The sequence below is a fragment of the Acidovorax sp. 107 genome (assembly GCF_003058055.1).
GTDB lineage: Bacteria > Pseudomonadota > Gammaproteobacteria > Burkholderiales > Burkholderiaceae_C > Acidovorax.
In genome coordinates this window covers 4,129,430-4,148,549 of record NZ_QBTZ01000001.1, presented here as the reverse complement: position 1 = coordinate 4,148,549, position 19,120 = coordinate 4,129,430, and the positions used below count along the sequence as shown (strand labels likewise).

Sequence of the window (19,120 nt, the reverse complement as noted above, 5' to 3'; positions counted from 1 at the left end):
GAAGACGCAATAGTTGCTGTCGAGCTGCGAATGCCCGACGCACGCGCGATGCCCGGATGTACGCCCCGCCGCCTCACCCTCTCACAGCGTGCCGTAGCTGTGCAGGCCGCTCAGGAACATGTTGACGCCCAGGAACGCGAACGTCGTCACCGCCAGACCGACCAGTGCCCACCAGGCGGACACGGTGCCGCGCAGGCCCTTCATGAGCCGCATGTGCAGCCAGGCCGCGTAATTGAGCCAGACGATCAGCGCCCAGGTTTCCTTCGGGTCCCAGCTCCAGTAGCCGCCCCAGGCTTCGGCGGCCCACAGCGCGCCCAGCACCGTGGCGATGGTGAAGAACGCAAAGCCCACGGCGATGGACTTGTACATCACGTCGTCCAGAATTTCGAACGAGGGCAGGCGCTCGGCAATGCGCTTGCGCCCCAGCAGGATGCCCGCCACGATCAACGCCGAAATACCGAAGTACACCATCCAGTAGCTGCCACCATTTTCCGTCGCACCTTGGCGAAACACGATGGGCTCGAAACACAGCACCACGCCCAGCAGCCACAGCGGGGCCAGCTTGTACCAGCGGGTCTCGGTGGCCTGGAGCTTGATGAGATAGGCAAACGCCACCATGGCCGACAGGGCAAACGTGCCATAGCCGATGAAGTTGGCAGGCACATGCAGCTTCATCCACCAGCTCTTGAGCGCAGGGACCAGCGGCTGGATCTCATGTGCCTCGCGCACCACGGTGTACCAGAGCAGGAAGCCCACGGCGGCGCTGACCACCAGCATCACAAAGCCGCCCAGGGCCCGCGTGCCGTACTGCTGCTCGTAGTACAGGTAGAACGCTGCCGTCATCCAGCAGAACAGCACGAACACTTCATAGAGGTTGCTGACCGGGATGTGGCCAATGTCCGGGCCGATGAGGTAGCTTTCGTACCAGCGCACCAGCGTGCCGATGAGCGCCATGGCCACCGCCACCCATGCAATGCGCGAGCCCAGCATGCTCATGGTCTGGCCTTCGCCGCGGGAGAACATGCCGATCCAGTAGAACGCGGTGCTGATGAAAAACAGCATGCTCATCCACAGGATGGCCGACTGGCTGGAGAGGAAATACTTGAGGCCAAACACCGTGTCCGCCCGGGCCAGGCTGCCCGCCCCGTCCTGCTGGTACAGACCGATGGCCATGAGCGCCACGGCCGCCACCACCAGCATCAGCACTCGCAACGGGCGCCAGAACCACCCCAGCCAGACCGTGCACGGAATGGCACTCAGCAGAATGCCTTTTTCATAGACATCCATGTAGGCGCCATAGCGCTGCAATGCATACAAGCCGCCCACAGCCACGATGGCAGCAAACAACCAGTCCAGCCAGTTGCGACGGGAGAAGAACCCCTCGTTCAAGGTGATCGTGGTAGCGGTCGAGGAAGAAGTCGCGGTGTTCATGCGGTGCCTTCGCGGGGCGACGCCCCGATCAGTTTTTGTGCGAGCTGGACAAACTCCCGGTCGCCGTCCATGGTCTTGCGGTTGGTGGACAACGCCATGGTGGCTTGTGTGCGGCCGTCCTGAGGTGCCACCCAGACCCACACGCGTCGCTCGCGCACGTAGAGCATGGCAAAAACGCCCAGGATCAGCAAGGCGCAACCCAGATAGACAACATTCTTGCCAGGGGCTCGTGCCACCTGGAACACGCTGGCCTGCACCTGGGTGAAGTCCTTGAGCTCAAACGCCATGGGCGCGGGGTAGATCTGCGCGTCACTGAGCGAGAGCACGGCCTGCGTCATGAAACCCCGGGTCTGCTCGTCCTGCGGCAAGGGCGGCAGCCCCGCACGCTGGCGGGACAGCTGGGCCAGCTCAAACAGCGAGCCGTTCAGGATACGCACCAGCACCTCGCCCGCACGCGCACGCTCGGCCTCGGGCACGTTGGCCTCCATGAAGTCCGACACCGCCTGCAGCCCGCCCGTGGGCTTGCCATCGACCATGCCCTTGCCCGCGAACAGCGCCAATGCACGCACGGCAGACTGCTGCAGTTGTTCGGCCAGCTCTGGGCGCGAGGCATCCATGGCCTGCGACACATAGCGGCGCACCGCCTGCTCCCGGGCTTGGGGGTCGGCCAGGGCGGCCTTCATGCGCATGAAGCCGTCCGTGCTGCCCTTATCGTCCGCCGGCACACGCAGGTACCGGAAGGGCTCCGCCGGGGACTCGCGCACGCCGAGCAGGAACACAGGCACGCCGTCGCCCGTATCCACTGGCAGCATGTAGTTGTGGAACTCGCGGGCCTGGCCGGCGGCGTCGCGCAGCTTGTAGCTCACGCTGGGGCCCACGTTGCGCAGTTCCTTTTTGGTGACGGTCTTGTTGGCAGCGCCCAGGCGCGACTCCACCGACTCACGCAGATCCACCTTGCGCACGTCTGCGCCGCTGCCGCCAGGGCCCGCGCCGCCAAAGTTTTCCACATTGATGGTGCGCAGGGCCGTGAACTCCAGCGTCAGCGTGTCGCTGCCAGGGCCGCCACCTTGGTTGGTGAGCTGGGTGGAGTTGCCGACCACACCCTCCACGTCGAAAGGCTTGGCCCCTGCCACCATGGGCACGGCGCGCAGCTTGAGGTGCGAGCCACCGTCATCAAAGCTGGACTGGTAGATCTCGATGCCCTTGTAGCTGGCCGGGTGGTTCACCTCGACGCGGGCGGGCGTCTTCTCGCCCGTGGCCTTGTCGTGGATGATGATCTCGCTGGCAAACAGCTTGGGCATGCCCGTGGAGTAGTGCTCCACGATGAACTTCTTGAGCTCGATCGCAAACGGCAGGTCCTGCAGCAGCACGCCGTCAGACTGGCTCAGGATCGCGGTGCTCGACTGCGTGCCCTCGGCCACCAGCAGATTGCCCCGGAAGGTGGGGTTGCGCTCGGACAGGCGGTGCTCGGGTTTCACATCGGCGATCAACCCGCCGCCGTTATAGACCGACTTGCCGCCCAACAGCATCTGCGCGCGCACGATAAGGTCGCCATCCAGCAAACCGCCCACGCACACCAGCACGATGGCGCTGTGCGCTGCGATGTAGCCGATCTTGTTGGCAGCGCCTGCCTTGGCCGCCACCATCCAGCCCGTCCCAGGCCCTGCGGCCGTGTCGCGCTGCTGCAGGCGCACCTTCCAGCCACCGCCGGCCAGCAGCGTGCCGATGCGGCGCGCCTCGGCCTCGGCCGATTCCGGCAAGTCGGCCTGTGCCTTGTGGTGAAACGCCTTGAGGCTTTGCTCGCGGATGTTTTCCTTGTAAGCCTTGAGGTCCACCAGGATCTTGGGGGTGTTGCGGGCAATGCACAGCGAGGTGCTGATCACCAGGAATGCCAGGATCAGCAGAAACCACCAGGCGCTGTATACCGCATTGAGCTGGATCGCGCCGAACAACTCGGCCCAGAACGGACCAAACTGGTTGACGTAATTGGTGGCCGGTTCGTGCTGCTTGAGCACCGTGCCAATCACCGAGGCGATACAGATCACCGTCAGCAGCGAGATGGCGAACCGCATGGAAGACAGCAGTTCGACCCCGGCACGCAGGGCCTGGGAGCCGGACTTCATGCGAAGGCCCTGGGTGTTGTCGGACATGGGAGGAGGCAGTGTCTGCAAAGCGCGAAAGAAAAAGGGCGGGACCATCGCTGTGATGGACCCGCCCTTTTTGGGGTTGTTATTGGCGGTAGGTTCCGTGCGGCCCGGTCAAACAGGCCGGACTATGACAAAGATCAATCAACGCAGGCCGGCGATGTAATCCGCCACGGCCTTGATTTCCTTGTCGTTGAGCTTGGCCGCCACCTGGGTCATCTGGATGCTGTTGGCACGCGAGCCGTCGCGGAACGTGTTCAGCTGCGACACCGTGTAGTCGGCGTGCTGGCCGGACAGGCGGGGGTACTGCGCGGGAATGCCGGCGCCGTTGGGGCTGTGGCAGCCAGCACAGGCGGCAATCTGGCGGTCCGGGACGCCACCGCGGTAGATGCGCTCGCCCATGGCGACCAGATCCTTGTCCTTGGCAAAGCCGGCCTTGGCGGGCTTGGAGGTGAGCCAGTAAGCGACGTTGCGCATGTCGTCATCCGACAGCGCCGTGGCAAAGCCCTTCATGATCGCGTTGTTGCGCTTGCCGGACTTGAATTCCTGCAGCTGCTTGATCAGATATTCGGGGTGTTGCTGGGACAGCTTGGGGTTGGCCGCAATGGCGGAGTTGCCGTCTGCGCCGTGGCAGGCCGCACACACAGCAGTGAAGCTGGCCTCGCCCTTGACGAGATCCGGCTTGGCCGCTTTGGGTGCATCACCCGCTGCAAAGGCCGAGAAAACAGGTGCTGCCAGTGCGGCAGCCGTCAGCAATGAGGCGAGCAACTTCATATCGAGGGTGTGTGTTTATGTGCGCAAAACCTCGCGATTCTACAATGACGGTTCTTTCTCTCCCAACTCCCCATGACGACACCCCCCTCTGCGCCAGTTGCTGGCTCTCTCCCGCCCGCACCCGACGCCAAAATCGCCATGGGCTGGATGCACACTGCCAGGTTCCTCACCACGGCGGCGCAACTGCACCACCTGCCGCCCATCGACGTGCCCGAAATCGCCTTCGTGGGCCGCTCCAATGCGGGCAAATCCACCTGCATCAACACCCTCACCCAGCAAAAGCAGCTGGCGTTTGCGTCCAAAAAGCCAGGGCGCACCCAGCACATCAACCTGTTCTCGCTGGGCAAACAAGGGGTGATGGACGCCGTGCTGGCCGACCTGCCCGGCTATGGCTACGCCGCCGTGTCGCGCTCGGACAAGGTGCGCTGGCAGCAGGTGATGGTTAACTACCTCGTCAGCCGGCCCGGCCTGACCGGCATCGTGCTGCTGTGCGATCCGCGCCTGGGTCTGACCGAGCTGGACGAAGCCCTGCTCGAAGTGGTGCGCCCTCGCGTGGAAGAAGGCCTTAAGTTCCTCATCGTGCTGACCAAGGCCGACAAGCTCACGCGCGCCGAACAGGCCAAGGTGCTGTCGATTACGCGACTGCACGCCGGTGGCGGCGAGGTGAAGATGTTTTCCGCCCTCAAGAAGCAAGGGGTGGATGAAGTGGCCCAGCTGCTGTGGCAGTGGGCGCACCCGGTGAAGCCCCTCTCCGAAGAGCCCTCTGCCGCTGCGGACAGCGTCAGCCCCGCCCAGCCGTCGTCCACCGGCGAATCCGAGTCCAACTAGCCGCAAGCGCAATCTTTTCATGCGCTCGCAGCTACAAAATGCATAGCGCCATGATCCAAGATTGCCCTGTTGACCTCCCCCACGGAATCACCCTGCACTGCCGCGTGAGCGGCATCCCCGGGCGCCCCGTGCTGTTGTTTCTGCACGGGTTCCCCGAGGGAGCCTTCATCTGGGACGAACTGCTGCTGCACTTTGCCCGCCCCGAAAACGGCGGCTATCGTTGTGTGGCAACTTACCTGCGCGGGTTTGGCCCGTCCAGCAGCCCACAGGCGGTGGACGCGTACCGCGCCAAGCACCTGGTGCAGGACCTGGTGGCACTGATTACCCACGAATGCCCTGGCAGCGCGCTGGAATGCCTGATTGCGCATGACTGGGGCGGCGCCGTGGCGTGGAACCTGGCCAACCAGCAGCCCCAGCTGATGAAGCGCCTGGCCATCATCAACTCACCCCACCCCGGCGCGTTTGTGCGCGAGCTGTCACACAACGCCGCCCAGCAGGCCGGCAGCCAGTACATGCACTTCTTGTGTAGGCCCGATGCCGAGGCCCTGCTGGCCGAAGACGACTTCCGCCGCCTGTTCGCCTTTTTCAACGCCCCGGACGGCAGCGCGCCCGCATGGCTGACCGATGAGGTGCGCGCCCAGTACCGCGGCCTGTGGCAGCAGGGCTTGCAGGGTGCCTGCAACTACTACCGCGCCAGCCCCATCCGCCCGCCGCGCGAGGGCGACCCGGGTGCCCAGGCCATCACCCTGCCCGAATCGATGTTGACGGTGGACGTGCCCACGCTGGTGGTGTGGGGCATGGACGACCCTGCCCTGCTGCCCGGCCTGCTCGACGGCCTGCCCGGCTGGATTCCCCGGTTGCAGGTGCAGCAGGTGGAGCAGGCATCACACTGGGTCGTGCACGAGCACCCCGAGCGCGTGGCCATGGAACTGCGGCGATTTTTGCTATCCAAACAATAGCTATCAACGCATGATGTACTAGCGCTTCAGGCCATTTTCCCTGAGATTTCAGCGTGAATACACCGAGGGCTCGCCCTCCGGGCGGGTCTTGAATCGCTTGTGCACCCAGTAGTACTGCTCGGGCATGGTGTCGATCACGGCCTGCAGTTCACGGTTCATGCGGGCCGTATCGGCCTCCGCATCGTCAGTGGGGTAGTTGGCCCAGGCCGGCGAGACTTCGGCCACGTACCCGGTGGGCGTCATGCGCGAATACACGCCCACCACCTTGGCCCGGCCCAGCCGCGCAAACCGCGACAGCGACGGAATGGTGGCCGCCGTCACGCCGTAGAACGGTACAAACACCGAATCGTTGCGGCCGTAGTCCATGTCGGGCAGCAGGTACAGCAGCCCGCCCTTGCGCAGGCTGGCGATGATGGGTTTGACGCCGTCCGAACGGTTGAGCATGCGCACATCGCCAAACCGCTGGCGCCCCGCCATGAACCAAGCATCCACCGCCGGGTCGGGGTGGGTGGCAAAGATGGAGGTGAACGCACGGCTGCTGCGCAGCGGCAAGGCCAGCCCCCCCGCGTCCATGCCGTAGAAGTGCGGCGCAAACAGAATGGTGGGCGTGTCGCCTTCCAGCTCGTGCACCGCGCCCGTCAGGCGCACACGCTGCTCCACCACCGAACGCGGCGCGGCCCAGAGCCAGCTGCGGTCCAGCCAGGTCTGGCAGAACGCCACAAAGCTGGCCCGCGCCACGGCGCGGCGGCGCGCTTCGGTCCAGTCGGGGAAGCACAGGGCCAGATTGCGCAACGCCACCCGACGCCGGGGCGCCACCAGCACGAACGCCGCCTGCCCCAGCAGCCAGCCCATGCCGCGCAACACCGGCAGCGGCAGCAGCGCCAGCACCCGCATGAACCCCACGCCCAGACGCCCTGTCAGGCCCTTCATGCCGCGCCCCCTGCTGCAGGTTCGGCAGGAGAAGCCTCGCCGCGCGGCTGCTTGTAGCGGCCATAGCCCCACAAGTATTGCTCGGGGCATTGGCGAATGAGGTGTTCCATGGCCTGGTTGATCTGCAGCACAGCCTGGTCCATCTGGTCGGACAGCGGCCGGGCCAAGGGCTCGAAATGCGTGACGTAGCCACGCCCCCAGGGCAGCCGCTCGCAACGCGCCAGCACCACGGCCGCACCGGTCTGCTGCGCCAGGCGCACGGCCAGGGTCATGGTGTAGGCGTCCCGTCCAAAAAAGGGCGACCACTGGCCCTGGCCTTCGGGCGGCACCTGGTCGGGCAGCAGGCCCACGGCCTCGCCCCGGCGCAAGGCCTTGATCATCTGGCGCACCCCCGCCAGCGTGGTGGGCACGGCCAGCATGCCGGGGCGGTTGCGGGCGGTTTCCATCACCTTGGCCAGCCAGGCCTGGCGCGCGGGGCGGTACAGCACCGTGATGGGGCCACGCTCCGCACTCCAGCGCCGCGCAGCGGCCTGGGCCGACAGCTCAAAGCACCCCTGGTGCGGGGTGAGAAACACGATGCCGCGGCCCGCGGCATAGGCCCGCTCCACGCAGGCTTCGCCCGCAAGGGTGCAGGGCATGGTGGCGCCCAGCCACAGGCGCGGCAGCTCGGCCACCATGCGCCCCGCGTGGGCCACGGCAGCACGCACATCGCCAAACGCATACCCCGCCAGTGCCGAGTTGGCGAGGAACCGGCGCCGGTACGTGGGCGATGCCACAAACGCCACCCAGCCCATGGCCGCGCCCATGACGTGGAGCAACCACAGTGGAAATACGGAAAAGAATCGAAAGACGACTGGCATTAAAATAGAGGGGTCGCTGAGTTAAATGAGCAACTTGCAGGGCGACGTTAAAAAAAACTGCTAAAGCGTTCGCCAAAGCTCCTTCGGGGTGAGGGCAACGCCCCAAATGCCGGAACACAGGAGTTTATTCAAATGGCGAACGACTTTCTCTTTACCTCGGAATCCGTCTCCGAAGGCCACCCCGACAAGGTGGCCGATCAGATCTCGGACGCGATTCTCGATGCGATCTTCAAGCAAGACCCCCGCAGCCGCGTCGCCGCTGAAACGCTGACCAACACCGGCCTCGTGGTGCTGGCGGGCGAAATCACCACCAACGCCCACGTGGACTACATCCAGGTGGCACGCGACACCATCAAGCGCATCGGCTACGACAACACCGACTACGGCATTGACTACAAGGGCTGCGCCGTGCTGGTGGCCTACGACAAGCAGTCCAACGACATCGCCCAGGGCGTGGACCACGCGAGCGACGACCACTTGAACACCGGCGCCGGTGACCAGGGCCTGATGTTCGGCTACGCCTGCGACGAGACGCCCGAGCTGATGCCCGCGCCGATCTACTACGCACACCGCCTCGTCGAGCGCCAGGCCCAGCTGCGCAAGGACGGCCGCCTGCCGTTCCTGCGCCCCGACGCCAAGTCGCAAGTGACGATGCGCTACGTGGACGGCAAGCCCCACAGCATCGACACCGTGGTGCTCTCCACCCAGCACCACCCCGACCAGAGCGAAACGCAAACCAAGATGAAGGCCTCGTTCACCGAAGCCATCATCGAAGAGATCATCAAGCCCGTGCTGCCCAAGGAATGGCTCAAAGACACGCGCTACCTGATCAACCCCACCGGCCGCTTCGTCATCGGCGGCCCGCAAGGCGACTGCGGTCTGACCGGCCGCAAGATCATCGTGGACACCTACGGCGGTGCCTGCCCCCACGGCGGCGGTGCGTTCAGCGGCAAGGACCCAACGAAGGTGGACCGCTCGGCCGCCTATGCCGCGCGCTACGTGGCCAAGAACATCGTGGCCGCCGGCCTGGCCCGCCAGTGCCAGATCCAGGTGGCCTACGCCATCGGCGTGGCCGAGCCGATGAACATCACCGTGTACACCGAGGGCACGGGCGTGGTGTCGGACGAGCGCCTGGCCGCTCTGGTGCGCGAGCATTTCGACCTGCGCCCCAAGGGCATCATCCAGATGCTGGACCTGCTGCGCCCGATCTATGAAAAGACCGCAGCGTACGGCCACTTCGGCCGCGAAGAACCCGAGTTCAGCTGGGAGAAGACCGATAAAGCTGCTGCGCTTCGCGCTGCAGCCGGGCTGTAAAGCCCGCCGCGCGAATAGGGCGGTATCGGCCTTCGGGCGAAGTTCATATCGCGCAAGCGATGTGAACGCAGACCAAGGTACGGACAAAGCCGCTGCGCTTCGCGCAGCAACCGGGCTGTAAGCCCCCCGCGCATGTCGCGGCTCTCCGTCCGTGGACGAAGCTCATATTGAGCAGCAATGTGAGCAAAGGCCAAAAGGCCGTCAGAGCCGCACCCACCTCCCAAGCTGCAACGCCCCGCGTTGCGGCTTTTCTTTTGGCCCCGCGGGCTCCTCAGCGGTGCTCTCCTACACCCACCGCCCGCCTGCACTGACGGCGCGCTCCACAGTCCGTCGGTATCGTTCCTGCACACCTTCCGCAGCGCCGCGCTGCCCCACTGTTCACTGCAAGGAGCGACCACCATGCTGAAGTACGCCATCATTTTTGCCCTGATTTCCCTCGTGGCTGGGGCCCTGGGTTTCAGCGGTGTCGCCGCAGGTGCGGCGGGCATTGCCAAGGTGCTGTTCGTGCTGTTTCTGGTGATTGCCGTGGTGTTTGTGGTGCTGGCGGTCATTGGGGTGGGCGCTGCCCGCAAAGTGCTCAAGTAGTCCTGAGCACCTTCATCCACGCAAAAAAACAGCCCCATGACCGACACCACCAACATCTTTGAAGCCTTGCGCGAGAGCCATGAGCGCCAGCGCGCGCTATACGGCACACTCATCGACACCAGCGGCGACACGCCAGAGCGGCGTGAGCTGTTCGACCAACTCAAGAAAGAGCTTGCCGCGCACGCCCAGGCCGAGGACCGGCACCTCTATGTGCCGCTGATGGCCCACGATGCGGGCATCGACCTGTCGCGCCACGCCATTTCAGAGCACCACCAGATCGACGAACTGGTGGAGTCACTGGAAGAGACCGAGCCTTCGAGCCCCGCCTGGCTGCCGCTGGCAAAAAAGCTGGCCGAAAAGGTGGAGCACCACCTGAAGGAAGAGGAACACCGCTTCTTCCAGATGGCCGGCAAGTTATTGACGGAAAGGCAGAAAACGGCGCTGGCTGCAAGCTACCGGGCGGACTACGAAGAAGCCAAGGCCGTCACGGCCTGAGCGGGCGGCCTCGATGCACGCACCGGATCACGCCGCCTCTTCGGCCCGCACCACACAGTTGCGACCGCTGGACTTGGCCTTGTACAGCGCCGTGTCTGCGCGCTTGATCAATGCATGGCTGTCTTCCTTGTGGTCCCAGGTGGCCACGCCAAAACTGGCACTGACATGGCCCACCGCGTCAAACGGCGTCCCCGCAATGCGCGCACGCACGGCCTCTGCCATGGCCATGGCGGCGTCCACCGGAGTTTCCTTGAGCAGGATGATGAACTCCTCGCCCCCAAAACGCGCAGCGCAGTCGGACGAGCGCAGCAGCTCGCGCACACGCAGCGCCGTGCTCTTGAGCACCACATCGCCCGAGTCATGCCCGAAGGTATCGTTGATGCGTTTGAAAAAATCGATGTCGAACATCACCACCGACAAACTACCCTTCTTGATGCGGGTGTCGGCCATCTCGGTCTCCAGCCTTTCAAAGAAGCGGCGGCGGTTCACCAGGTCCGTCAGGAAATCCTTGGTGGCCAGGTCTTCCAGCTTGCGGTTGAGCCGCGCCATGGGCTCGATCACCAGCGACGACAGCGACAGGTTCAGGCCCACAAACAGCAGCACAAAGCTGCCCACCAGCGCCGCCATCACGGTGTTGAAGGTCTGACGTGCCTTCTCCAGCGGGAAGTACATGGGCACCTTCACCACCTGGATGCCCACCGTCTCGTTCATGCCCCAGCCAAAGCCGTTCTTGTCGCCGTAGACCTTGAGCATGGTGGGCGGCGCCACGGCCGGCGTGCTGTGGCAGGCCATGCACTGCGGCTGCTTGATGGTGATGGGCCGGGCCACGTACAGGGCGCGGTGCATGCCTTCACCCACCTCGCCGGTCACCTCCTTCTTGAGGTCGGCCCGGCCTTCGCGGAAGTCGCTGATGATGCGCTCCTCCCACTCGTTGGCCCGGTCGCGCAGGTTGGTGGGGTTGAGCACCGCTTCCTTGTACTCATAGCCCGGAAAGCGGTTTTGCAGGCGGCGCAGCGTCTCGGTGGCAGCGTACGCGGGCACGGTCTGCGGCAGGAATTTTTCTGCCAGCGTCACATCCAGGTGAGGTTTGACCAGCTCGGTCGTGTAGTCGCGGATGGCCATGGCGGCGTGCATCATGATCTGCGAGTTGTGCTGCACCTCCTCGATGGCGGATTGCTGCAGGAAGCGGTGCACATAGGCGCCCGCGCCCAGCACCGCCAGCAGCAGCACGCCCGCCAGCACCAGGTTGAATTTGAGCCGCAACGACATGGATCTCCCTCGAAGGGCCCGCATGCTGCAGGCCTGTTATTGGAGGTGCGGACAGGCCACAGCGGGCGCCGTCCCCCAGGTTCACACAGGTGGGCTTGCACACCGCCTCGCCGGACCAAAGCGCGAAAAGGACGGGAACCGCGGTGGGAAACCACTGTGCCCCGCATGCAAGCGGCGCATTGTCGCCACGTTTGCGGGACCAGGTCCACCCCTTTTTTGCCAGCGCGTGGTGCACACCGCCGCCCAGCCCGTCGCATGACAGGCTGGGCAGCACCATGGGCTCGGGCGACACAACGACCTGGGCGACAACGACACAGCCCGGCTCCCCACCCCTTCACGCCTAGATGGGCGATAAAATTACTACAAAAAAGATAGCTACCAGCGCATATCATTTCTGCACATCCAGCCAAAAAGCCTGTAAAACCTGCCCCAAGGCCGCTTCAACGCCCCTCGCATGCCCTTCCAGGCCAGGGCCGGCCGCAGCCGCCGCAAGCACCAAGGCGCCCCCCCCGGGCCAGGGAGACAAAAGGCCCAATGCGCACCACCTGCCGGAGACACATGGTCGATACCGCCCTCTACATCGGACGCTTTGAGCCCGTCCACAGCGGCCACATGGCCCTGCTGCAACGTGCGCTGGACAGCGCACCACAGGTCATCGTGGTGGTCGGCTCAGCCTGGCAGGCGCGCTCGCCCAAGAACCCCTTCACCTGGCAGGAGCGCGAAGCCATGCTGCGCGCAGCCCTGCCCGCCGCCGACAGCGCCCGGGTGCAGGTGCTGCCCATGCGCGACTACTACAACGAAACCGTGTGGGTGCAGGCGGTGCGGCGGGGCGTGGCCCGCCTGACCGCACCGGGCGCGAGCATCGGCCTGGTGGGCCACTTCAAGGATGCGACCAGCGGCTACCTCGGCGCCTTTCCGGGCTGGCAGCTGATCCATGTGGAGCGCCAGGGCCGCATCGATGCCACCGCCATCCGCGATGCGTACTTTGGCGCCACACCCGCCACCGCACGCGCTGCGGTGGCGCCGCTGGCCAACGAGATCCCCGAGAGCACCATTGCCAGATTGGAAGACTTTGCACAGACCCCGCACTACCCTGCACTGCAGGAGGAGTGGCGCATGCTGCGCAGCTACCGCGAAGCCTGGTCCGCCGCGCCCTACCCGCCCGTGTTCGTGACGGTGGACGCCGTGCTGCGCTGCCAGGACCATGTGCTGCTGATCCGCCGCGCCCACGCGCCCGGCAAAGGCCAGCTGGCCGTGCCCGGCGGCTTCATCGAGCAACGGGAGACGGTGTGGCAGTCCTGTCTGCGCGAGCTGGTGGAAGAAACCCACTGCCACCTGCCCGAGGCCACCATGCGCGCCGCGCTCCAGTCAGTGGCCGTGTTCGACCACCCCGACCGCAGCCAGCGCGGCCGCACCATCACGCATGCGCATTACTTCGACCTGGGCGATGCGCCCTTCCCGGTGGTGCAGGCCGACGACGATGCGGCGCTGGTGCAGTGGACACGCATCGACCAGCTGGCAGGCATGGAAGAGGAATTCTTTGAAGACCACTTCCACATGCTGGACCACTTTCTGGGGCTGACGGAGCTGGACTGACCCTACCCACCCGGTTTTGCATCAAAACGGGTGCAAGTGCCTATGTAACATGCGTCAGAAGCTATATTTTATATAGCACTAGGTGCCTGCCCGCTCCAGCATGGCATGCAGCAGCACGTTGCACCCCGCCTCGATGTGCTCAGGTTTCGCATCCTCGATCTCGTTGTGGCTGATGCCGTCCTTGCAGGGGATGAAGATCATGCCGCTGGGCGCGAGCTTGGCCATGTACACGGCGTCGTGCCCGGCACCCGAAACGGCGGGCATGTGGCTGTAGCCCAGCTTGGCAGCGGCGCGGCCCACGGCCTCCACGCACTCGGGCTGGAAGAGCTGCGCGGGGTAGCTGGACACCATCTCGATGTGCACCTGCACACCGTGCTCTTGGGCCACCTGGTCGGCAAAGGCCTTGACCTCGGCCGCCATGGCATCGACCAGCGCGTCGGTGCTGTTGCGCAGGTCGATGCTGAACTTGACCCGGCCGGGGATGACGTTGCGGCTGTTGGGGAACACCTGCACCATGCCCACCGTGCCGCGCCCGTGGGGCGGGTGGCGATGGGCTGCGGCCACCACGTCTTGCATGATGCGCGTGGCGGCCAGCATCGCGTCTTTGCGCAGGGCCATGGGCGTGGGGCCTGCGTGGGCTTCCATGCCGGTCACGGTGCAGTCGAACCAGCGGATGCCCAGCACGCCACTGACCACGCCGATGGTCTTGTCGTTGTCCTCCAGCACCGGGCCTTGTTCGATGTGGGTCTCGAAGTACGCGCCGATGGGGTGGTCGCCCGGTTCCTGGTCGCCGATGTAGCCGATGCGCTCCAGCTCGCCCTTCACCGTCTTGCCTTCGGTGTCGGTGGCGGCGTAGGCGTGCTCCAGCGTGAAGGCCTTGGCGAACACGCCCGAGCCCATCATCACGGGCACAAAGCGGCTGCCTTCTTCATTGGTCCAGAACGCGACTTCGATGGGGGCTTCGGTTTCGATGCCATGGTCATTGAGCGTGCGCACCACCTCGATGCCCGCCAGCACGCCGTAGTTGCCGTCGAACTTGCCGCCCGTGGGCTGGGTGTCGATATGGCTGCCGGTCATGATGGGTGGCAGGCTGTTGTTGCGGCCGAGGCGGCGCATGAAGCCGTTGCCGATCTTGTCGATGGTGACCGTCATGCCGGCTTCGCGCGCCCAGCGGGTCACCAAGTCACGGCCCTGCTTGTCCAGGTCGGTGAGGGTCAGGCGGCACACGCCGCCTTTCGGTGTGGCGCCGATCTGCGCCAGCTCCATGAGCGAATCCCACAGGCGCTGGCCGTTGATGCGCAGGTTTTCGATGTTGGGTTTGACTTTGGTGTCCATGGTGTTCTCCGGATGCATTGCAACGGTTAGCGCGCAACGGCCGTAGGGGCCAGGTCCTGCGCACGCTTTTGCACAGCGTTGAAGTTCGCGCCAAACGCCGGGCGCTTGATGTAGCGGCCCCTGCCTTGCTCGGCGCGCAGGTCGCCGTTGGCAAACACCACGCGGCCCTGGCTCACGGTGTGGCTGGGGATGCCGCGCACAGTGCGGCCCTCAAAGATGTTGAAGTCACCCTTGCTGAACTGGGTCTTGGCCGAGACGGTCTTGGTGCCTTGCGGGTCCCACAGCACCAGGTCGGCGTCGGCGCCTTCGCCGATGAAACCCTTGCGGGGGTAGATGTTGAACAGCTTGGCTGCGTTGGCCGAGGTGATGGCCACGAACTCGCTGGGCGTGAGGCGCCCGGTGTTCACACCGCCGTCCCACAGCGCGGCCATGCGCTCTTCCACGCCGCCGGTGCCGTTGGGGATCTTGGCAAAGTTCTCCTTGCCCATGGCCTTTTGCGCGGCGCAGAAGGTGCAGTGGTCCGTCGCCGTGGTGTGCAGCTGGCCCGACTGCAGGCCGCGCCACAGCGCCTCTTGATGGCCCTTGGGGCGGAAGGGTGGGCTCATCACATAGGCGGCGGCCTTGGCAAAGTCGGGGTCGCGGTACACGCTGTCGTCCACCAGCAGGTGGCCGGCCAGCACCTCGCCGTACACGCGCTGGCCGCGTGCGCGGGCGCGGGCGATGGCGTCGGCAGACTCCATGCAGCTCACGTGCACCACGTAAATCGGCACGCCCAGCACGTCGGCAATGGCGATGGCACGGTTGGCGGCCTCGGCCTCGACCATGGGCGGGCGCGAGAGCGGGTGGCCCTCGGGGCCGGTGATGCCCATCTTGGCGACTTCCTGCTGCAGCAGGTAGACCAGTTCACCATTTTCGGCATGCACCGTGGGCATGGCGCCCAGTTCAAGCGCGCGCTTGAAGCTGTTCACCAGGGTTTCGTCGTCGCACATGATGGCGTTCTTGTAGGCCATGAAGTGCTTGAAGCTGTTCACGCCCTCCTCCTGCACCAGCGTGCCCATGTCGGCGCGCACCTGCTCGCTCCACCAGGTGATGGCGACGTGGAAGGAATAGTCGGCAGCCGACTTTTCCGCCCAACCGCGCCACTTGCGATAAGCATCCAGGATGGGTTCTTGCGGATCGGGGATCACAAAGTCGATGATGCTCGTGGTGCCACCCGCCAGCGCGGCGGCCGTGCCGGTGAAGAAGTCGTCCATGGTGACGGTGCCCATGAAAGGCAGTTGCATGTGCGTATGCGGGTCGATACCGCCGGGCAGCACGTACTGGCCGCTGGCGTCCAGCGTCTCTGCACCCGCGGGGGCCTGAGTAGCAGCATCCTCCCCCACGGCCACGATGCGGCCATCGACGCACAACACATCGGCGCGCTGTTCACGGTCGGCGTTGACCACGGTGCCACCGCGGATCACAAGGGCTTGGCTCATGGGGATCTCCTTCAGGGATACAGATCAATTCAAAAAAAGGGACCCTGCACTGGCACCAGGCCCAGGCAGGGTCCGGGGGATCACTTCTTCTTGGCCGTCAGGTAGTAGTAGGTGCCGGCCACCGCCAGGCTGAAGAACCAGCCCGAGTCGAACAGCGACAGCCAGATGGCAGGCATGCCCGCCTTGTCCACCACACCCGACACCGCCAGGTAGCCCGGCAGGCAGGGCAGCACACCCAGTGCAAAGGCAATCAGGGCCTGCAGGTTCCAGCCGTTGCTGTACTCGTATTCACCGCCACGGCGGTACAGGTCGTCCACCTTCAGCTCGCTCTTGCGCACCAGGTAGTAGTCCACCAGCAGGATGCCCGCAATGGCGCCCAGCAGCGTGCCATAGCCGCCCAGCCAGGTGAACAGATAGCCGCCCGAGGTGGCCAGCAGCTTCCAGGGCATGAACAGCAGGCCGATGCCCGCAGCGATCAGACCGCCCATGCGGAAGCTGATCTTGGACGGCGCGCACTGGCTGAAGTCATACGACGGCGACACCAGGTTGGCGGCCACGTTGGTCGTGAGGTTGGCCAGCAAGATCACCAGCAGGCCCAGGCCTGCGGCCACGCTGCCCATTTGCGTGAGCAGACCATCGGGGAACAGCTGGGCCTTGCCGTACAGGATGGCCGAGGCAGAGAAGCCGATCACGCCCACCATGGAAAACAGCGCCATGGGAATCGGCAGGCCAATCGCCTGGCCCAACACTTGGTCCTTCTGCGACTTGGCAAAGCGGGTGAAGTCCGGAATGTTGAGCGCCAGCGTGGCCCAGAAGCCGACCAGGCCGGTCAGCGCCGCCCAGGTCTTGGGGCCGCCCTCGACCACCTTGGCGGGCAGGTTGAAAAGCTGGCCCGAGGGCACCTTCATCATCAGCACGACGACCAGCGCAATGGACGCAATGATCATCAGCGGCGCGGCAATCACTTCGAGCTTGCGGATGGACTCCGGGCCCTTCCAGATGAACCAGATGTGCACCGCCCAAAACGCCAGGAAGCACATGAACTGCGAGGTGCTGATGGTCTGCCCATCGGCGGGGCCTGCGAGCCCCATGCCCAGGATGTTGAGGAACCCGTGCAGCGCCAGCGCGCCAAAGTAGCAGTTGATGGAGAACCAGCCGCACGCCACCAGGCCGCGCAGCACGGCGGGCAGGTTGGCGCCTTTTACGCCAAACGATGCACGCGCCAACACCGGGAACGGCACGCCGTACCGGGGCCCTACGCGCCCGATGAGCACCATGGGCACCAGCACGATGCAGTTGGCCAGGAACACCAGCCACACCGCCATCTGCCAGGTAAAGCCCTGGTCCAGCATGGAGCTGGCCATGGTGTAGGTGGGCACACACACGACCATGCCCACCCAGAGTGCGGCAAAGTCCTTCCACGTCCAGTGTCGCTGCGCGGCGGTGGTGGGGAGCAGATCTTCATTGGCGAGCGTGTTGGATGCATCGCCGGGCATCAGCCCCGCCACATGGGCCGCGCTGCCGGTACTGTTGGTCATGCCTGTACTCCTGTCAAAGACGTCGTTGGGGTTGCACACAACCCGCTGTCTGTTCCAGCGCCCTCACGCTGGCAGATGGCGGGCAAAGGGAAGCGAGCGATGCTAGAGATCACGCAAGAACTGCACCAGATGCAGTGCAGCATGCGTTGCAAATCGGCACCACCACGGGTGCCGTCACAACGCCTTGCGGGGCCTGTGGCAAACGCACGCAGGGGCACATATCAAGCGGCTGCAGACACACGCTGCGGGTTGTTGGGGTGCGTGGTCCAGTTGGCGTATTCGCCCGTCACCGTCTTGCCCGTGCGCACATCCACCTCGCCGGGTTCCAACGCGCGCATAGTGATGCACTCGGGCACGGGGCAGATTGACACGCACAGGTTGCAGCCCACGCACTCGGCCTCGTTGATCTCGAACTTGCGCACGCCGCCGTCCTTGGTGAAGGTGATGGCCTGGTGCGAGGTGTCTTCGCACACCACATGGCAACGGCCGCACTGGATGCAGGCGTCCTGGTTGATGACGGCTTTTTCGATGTGGTTGAGGTTGAGGTTCTTCCAATCTTTGACTGTGGGCACGGCCTGGCCCTTGAAGTCGTCGAGCGTGGCGTAGCCGTGGTCGTCCATGAAGTTGGACAGGCCATCGCACATGTCCTGCACGATCTTGAAGCCATACACCATGGCCGCCGTGCACACCTGCACCGTGCCACAGCCCAGTGCGATGTACTCGGCCGCGTCGCGCCACGTGGTGATGCCGCCAATGCCGCTGATGGGCAGGCCGGCCGTTTGTGCATCGCGTGCAATCTCGGCCACCATGTTGAGTGCGATGGGCTTGACGGCCGGACCGCAGTAGCCGCCGTGCGAGCCCCAGCCGTCCGTGCTCGGGCTCATGACCATGCGGTCCAGGTCCACACCCATGATGGAGTTGATGGTGTTGATGAGTGACACGGCATCGGCCCCGCCCGCCTTGGCGGCGCGTGCGGGCTGGCGCACGTCGGTGATGTTGGGCGTGAGCTTCACGATCACCGGCAGCTTGCTGTAGTGCTTGCACCAGGCAGTGACCATCTGGATGTACTCGGGCACCTGGCCCACGGCCGCACCCATGCCGCGCTCGCTCATGCCGTGCGGGCAGCCGAAGTTGAGTTCAATGCCATCAGCGCCGGTGTCTTCCACCAGCGGCAAGATGTTCTTCCAGCTCTGCTCCTCGCAGGGCACCATGAGCGAGACGATCATGGCCCGGTCCGGCCAGTTGCGTTTGACGCGCTTGATTTCTTCCAGGTTGGTGTGCAGCGGCCGGTCGGTGATCAGCTCGATGTTGTTCAGGCCGATCACGCGGCGGTCTTGCGACATGAGCGTGGAGTAGCGCGGGCCGTTCACGTTGACGACCGCCGGGTCTTCGCCCAGCGTCTTCCACACCACACCGCCCCAGCCCGCCTCGAAGGCGCGGGTGACGTTGATCTCTTTGTCAGTGGGTGGTGCGGAGGCCAGCCAGAAGGGGTTGGGACTTTGGATGCCCAGAAAATTGCTGCGAATGTCTGCCATGGGGTGCTCCCGTGAAAACTGGGGTGAAGGAGTTCAGGCCGCTTCAGGC

General features: G+C 64.9%; 16 protein-coding genes. 6 read left to right on the top strand and 10 right to left on the bottom strand.

The genetic code is table 11. The features are described from left to right. Window positions 1-81: 81 nt before the first annotated feature. From ccsB to C8C99_RS19285, 3 genes are all read right to left on the bottom strand, one after another. Complete coding sequence (ccsB, locus tag C8C99_RS19295; protein WP_056640959.1) at window positions 82-1,431, bottom strand: c-type cytochrome biogenesis protein CcsB; 1,350 nt, start codon at window positions 1,429-1,431, stop codon at window positions 82-84. Beyond that, entirely contained in the window at window positions 1,428-3,581 is a 2,154-nt protein-coding gene (locus C8C99_RS19290; RefSeq protein WP_056640957.1) for a cytochrome c biogenesis protein ResB, read from the bottom strand. The genes ccsB and C8C99_RS19290 overlap by 4 nt, the downstream gene beginning before the upstream one ends. Window positions 3,582-3,719: 138 nt before the next feature. Next, window positions 3,720-4,349 carry a cytochrome c gene (locus tag C8C99_RS19285; RefSeq protein ID WP_056640955.1) on the bottom strand — a complete coding sequence of 210 codons (630 nt, stop codon included), beginning with the start codon at window positions 4,347-4,349 and terminating at the stop codon, window positions 3,720-3,722. Between the two features lie 72 nt (window positions 4,350-4,421). On the opposite strand from C8C99_RS19285, the gene yihA reads away from it, so the two are divergent. Further along, on the top strand, window positions 4,422-5,177 hold the full coding sequence (yihA, locus tag C8C99_RS19280; RefSeq protein ID WP_056640953.1) for a ribosome biogenesis GTP-binding protein YihA/YsxC: 756 nt from the start codon (window positions 4,422-4,424) through the stop codon (window positions 5,175-5,177). Between the two features lie 50 nt (window positions 5,178-5,227). Then, window positions 5,228-6,136, top strand: coding sequence for an alpha/beta fold hydrolase (locus C8C99_RS19275; RefSeq protein ID WP_108626601.1), 909 nt, complete (start codon window positions 5,228-5,230; stop codon window positions 6,134-6,136). Window positions 6,137-6,184: 48 nt separating this feature from the next. On the opposite strand, the gene C8C99_RS19270 is transcribed toward C8C99_RS19275, so the two are convergent. Both C8C99_RS19270 and C8C99_RS19265 read right to left on the bottom strand, forming a co-directional pair. Further along, the gene (locus C8C99_RS19270) at window positions 6,185-7,057 is read right to left on the bottom strand and encodes a lysophospholipid acyltransferase family protein (RefSeq protein ID WP_056641746.1); all 873 of its coding nucleotides are present in this window, start codon (window positions 7,055-7,057) and stop codon (window positions 6,185-6,187) included. A gap of 5 nt (window positions 7,058-7,062) precedes the next feature. Further along, window positions 7,063-7,926: a lysophospholipid acyltransferase family protein gene (locus tag C8C99_RS19265; protein WP_056640946.1), complete on the bottom strand. Its 864-nt coding sequence runs from the start codon at window positions 7,924-7,926 to the stop codon at window positions 7,063-7,065. Window positions 7,927-8,058: 132 nt separating this feature from the next. On the opposite strand from C8C99_RS19265, the gene metK reads away from it, so the two are divergent. From metK to C8C99_RS19250, 3 genes are all read left to right on the top strand, one after another. Beyond that, window positions 8,059-9,240, top strand: a complete 1,182-nt coding sequence (gene metK, locus C8C99_RS19260; RefSeq protein ID WP_056640943.1) for a methionine adenosyltransferase — start codon at window positions 8,059-8,061, stop codon at window positions 9,238-9,240. A gap of 399 nt (window positions 9,241-9,639) precedes the next feature. After that, window positions 9,640-9,825: a DUF1328 domain-containing protein gene (locus C8C99_RS19255; protein WP_055399302.1), complete on the top strand. Its 186-nt coding sequence runs from the start codon at window positions 9,640-9,642 to the stop codon at window positions 9,823-9,825. 36 nt (window positions 9,826-9,861) lie between these two features. Beyond that, on the top strand, window positions 9,862-10,320 hold the full coding sequence (locus tag C8C99_RS19250; RefSeq protein WP_108626600.1) for a hemerythrin domain-containing protein: 459 nt from the start codon (window positions 9,862-9,864) through the stop codon (window positions 10,318-10,320). A 27-nt stretch (window positions 10,321-10,347) separates the two neighbouring features. On the opposite strand, the gene C8C99_RS19245 is transcribed toward C8C99_RS19250, so the two are convergent. Next, window positions 10,348-11,589 (bottom strand): diguanylate cyclase, encoded by a 1,242-nt coding sequence (locus C8C99_RS19245; RefSeq protein WP_056640936.1) that lies wholly within the window; start codon window positions 11,587-11,589, stop codon window positions 10,348-10,350. A 558-nt stretch (window positions 11,590-12,147) separates the two neighbouring features. On the opposite strand from C8C99_RS19245, the gene C8C99_RS19240 reads away from it, so the two are divergent. After that, window positions 12,148-13,185 (top strand): bifunctional nicotinamide-nucleotide adenylyltransferase/Nudix hydroxylase, encoded by a 1,038-nt coding sequence (locus C8C99_RS19240; protein WP_056640933.1) that lies wholly within the window; start codon window positions 12,148-12,150, stop codon window positions 13,183-13,185. 78 nt (window positions 13,186-13,263) lie between these two features. Here the strand turns inward: C8C99_RS19240 and C8C99_RS19235 are convergent, their stop codons facing one another. The 4 genes from C8C99_RS19235 to preA form a co-directional block, all read right to left on the bottom strand. Beyond that, window positions 13,264-14,520, bottom strand: a complete 1,257-nt coding sequence (locus C8C99_RS19235; protein ID WP_108627239.1) for a Zn-dependent hydrolase — start codon at window positions 14,518-14,520, stop codon at window positions 13,264-13,266. 26 nt (window positions 14,521-14,546) lie between these two features. Then, a complete protein-coding gene (gene hydA, locus C8C99_RS19230; RefSeq protein ID WP_108626599.1) occupies window positions 14,547-15,998 on the bottom strand; it encodes a dihydropyrimidinase in 1,452 nt (483 codons plus the stop codon). 80 nt (window positions 15,999-16,078) lie between these two features. Further along, the gene (locus tag C8C99_RS19225) at window positions 16,079-17,536 is read right to left on the bottom strand and encodes an NCS1 family nucleobase:cation symporter-1 (RefSeq protein WP_056640928.1); all 1,458 of its coding nucleotides are present in this window, start codon (window positions 17,534-17,536) and stop codon (window positions 16,079-16,081) included. A 221-nt stretch (window positions 17,537-17,757) separates the two neighbouring features. Next, on the bottom strand, window positions 17,758-19,071 hold the full coding sequence (preA, locus tag C8C99_RS19220; protein ID WP_056640925.1) for an NAD-dependent dihydropyrimidine dehydrogenase subunit PreA: 1,314 nt from the start codon (window positions 19,069-19,071) through the stop codon (window positions 17,758-17,760). Between the last annotated feature and the right edge of the window lie 49 nt (window positions 19,072-19,120).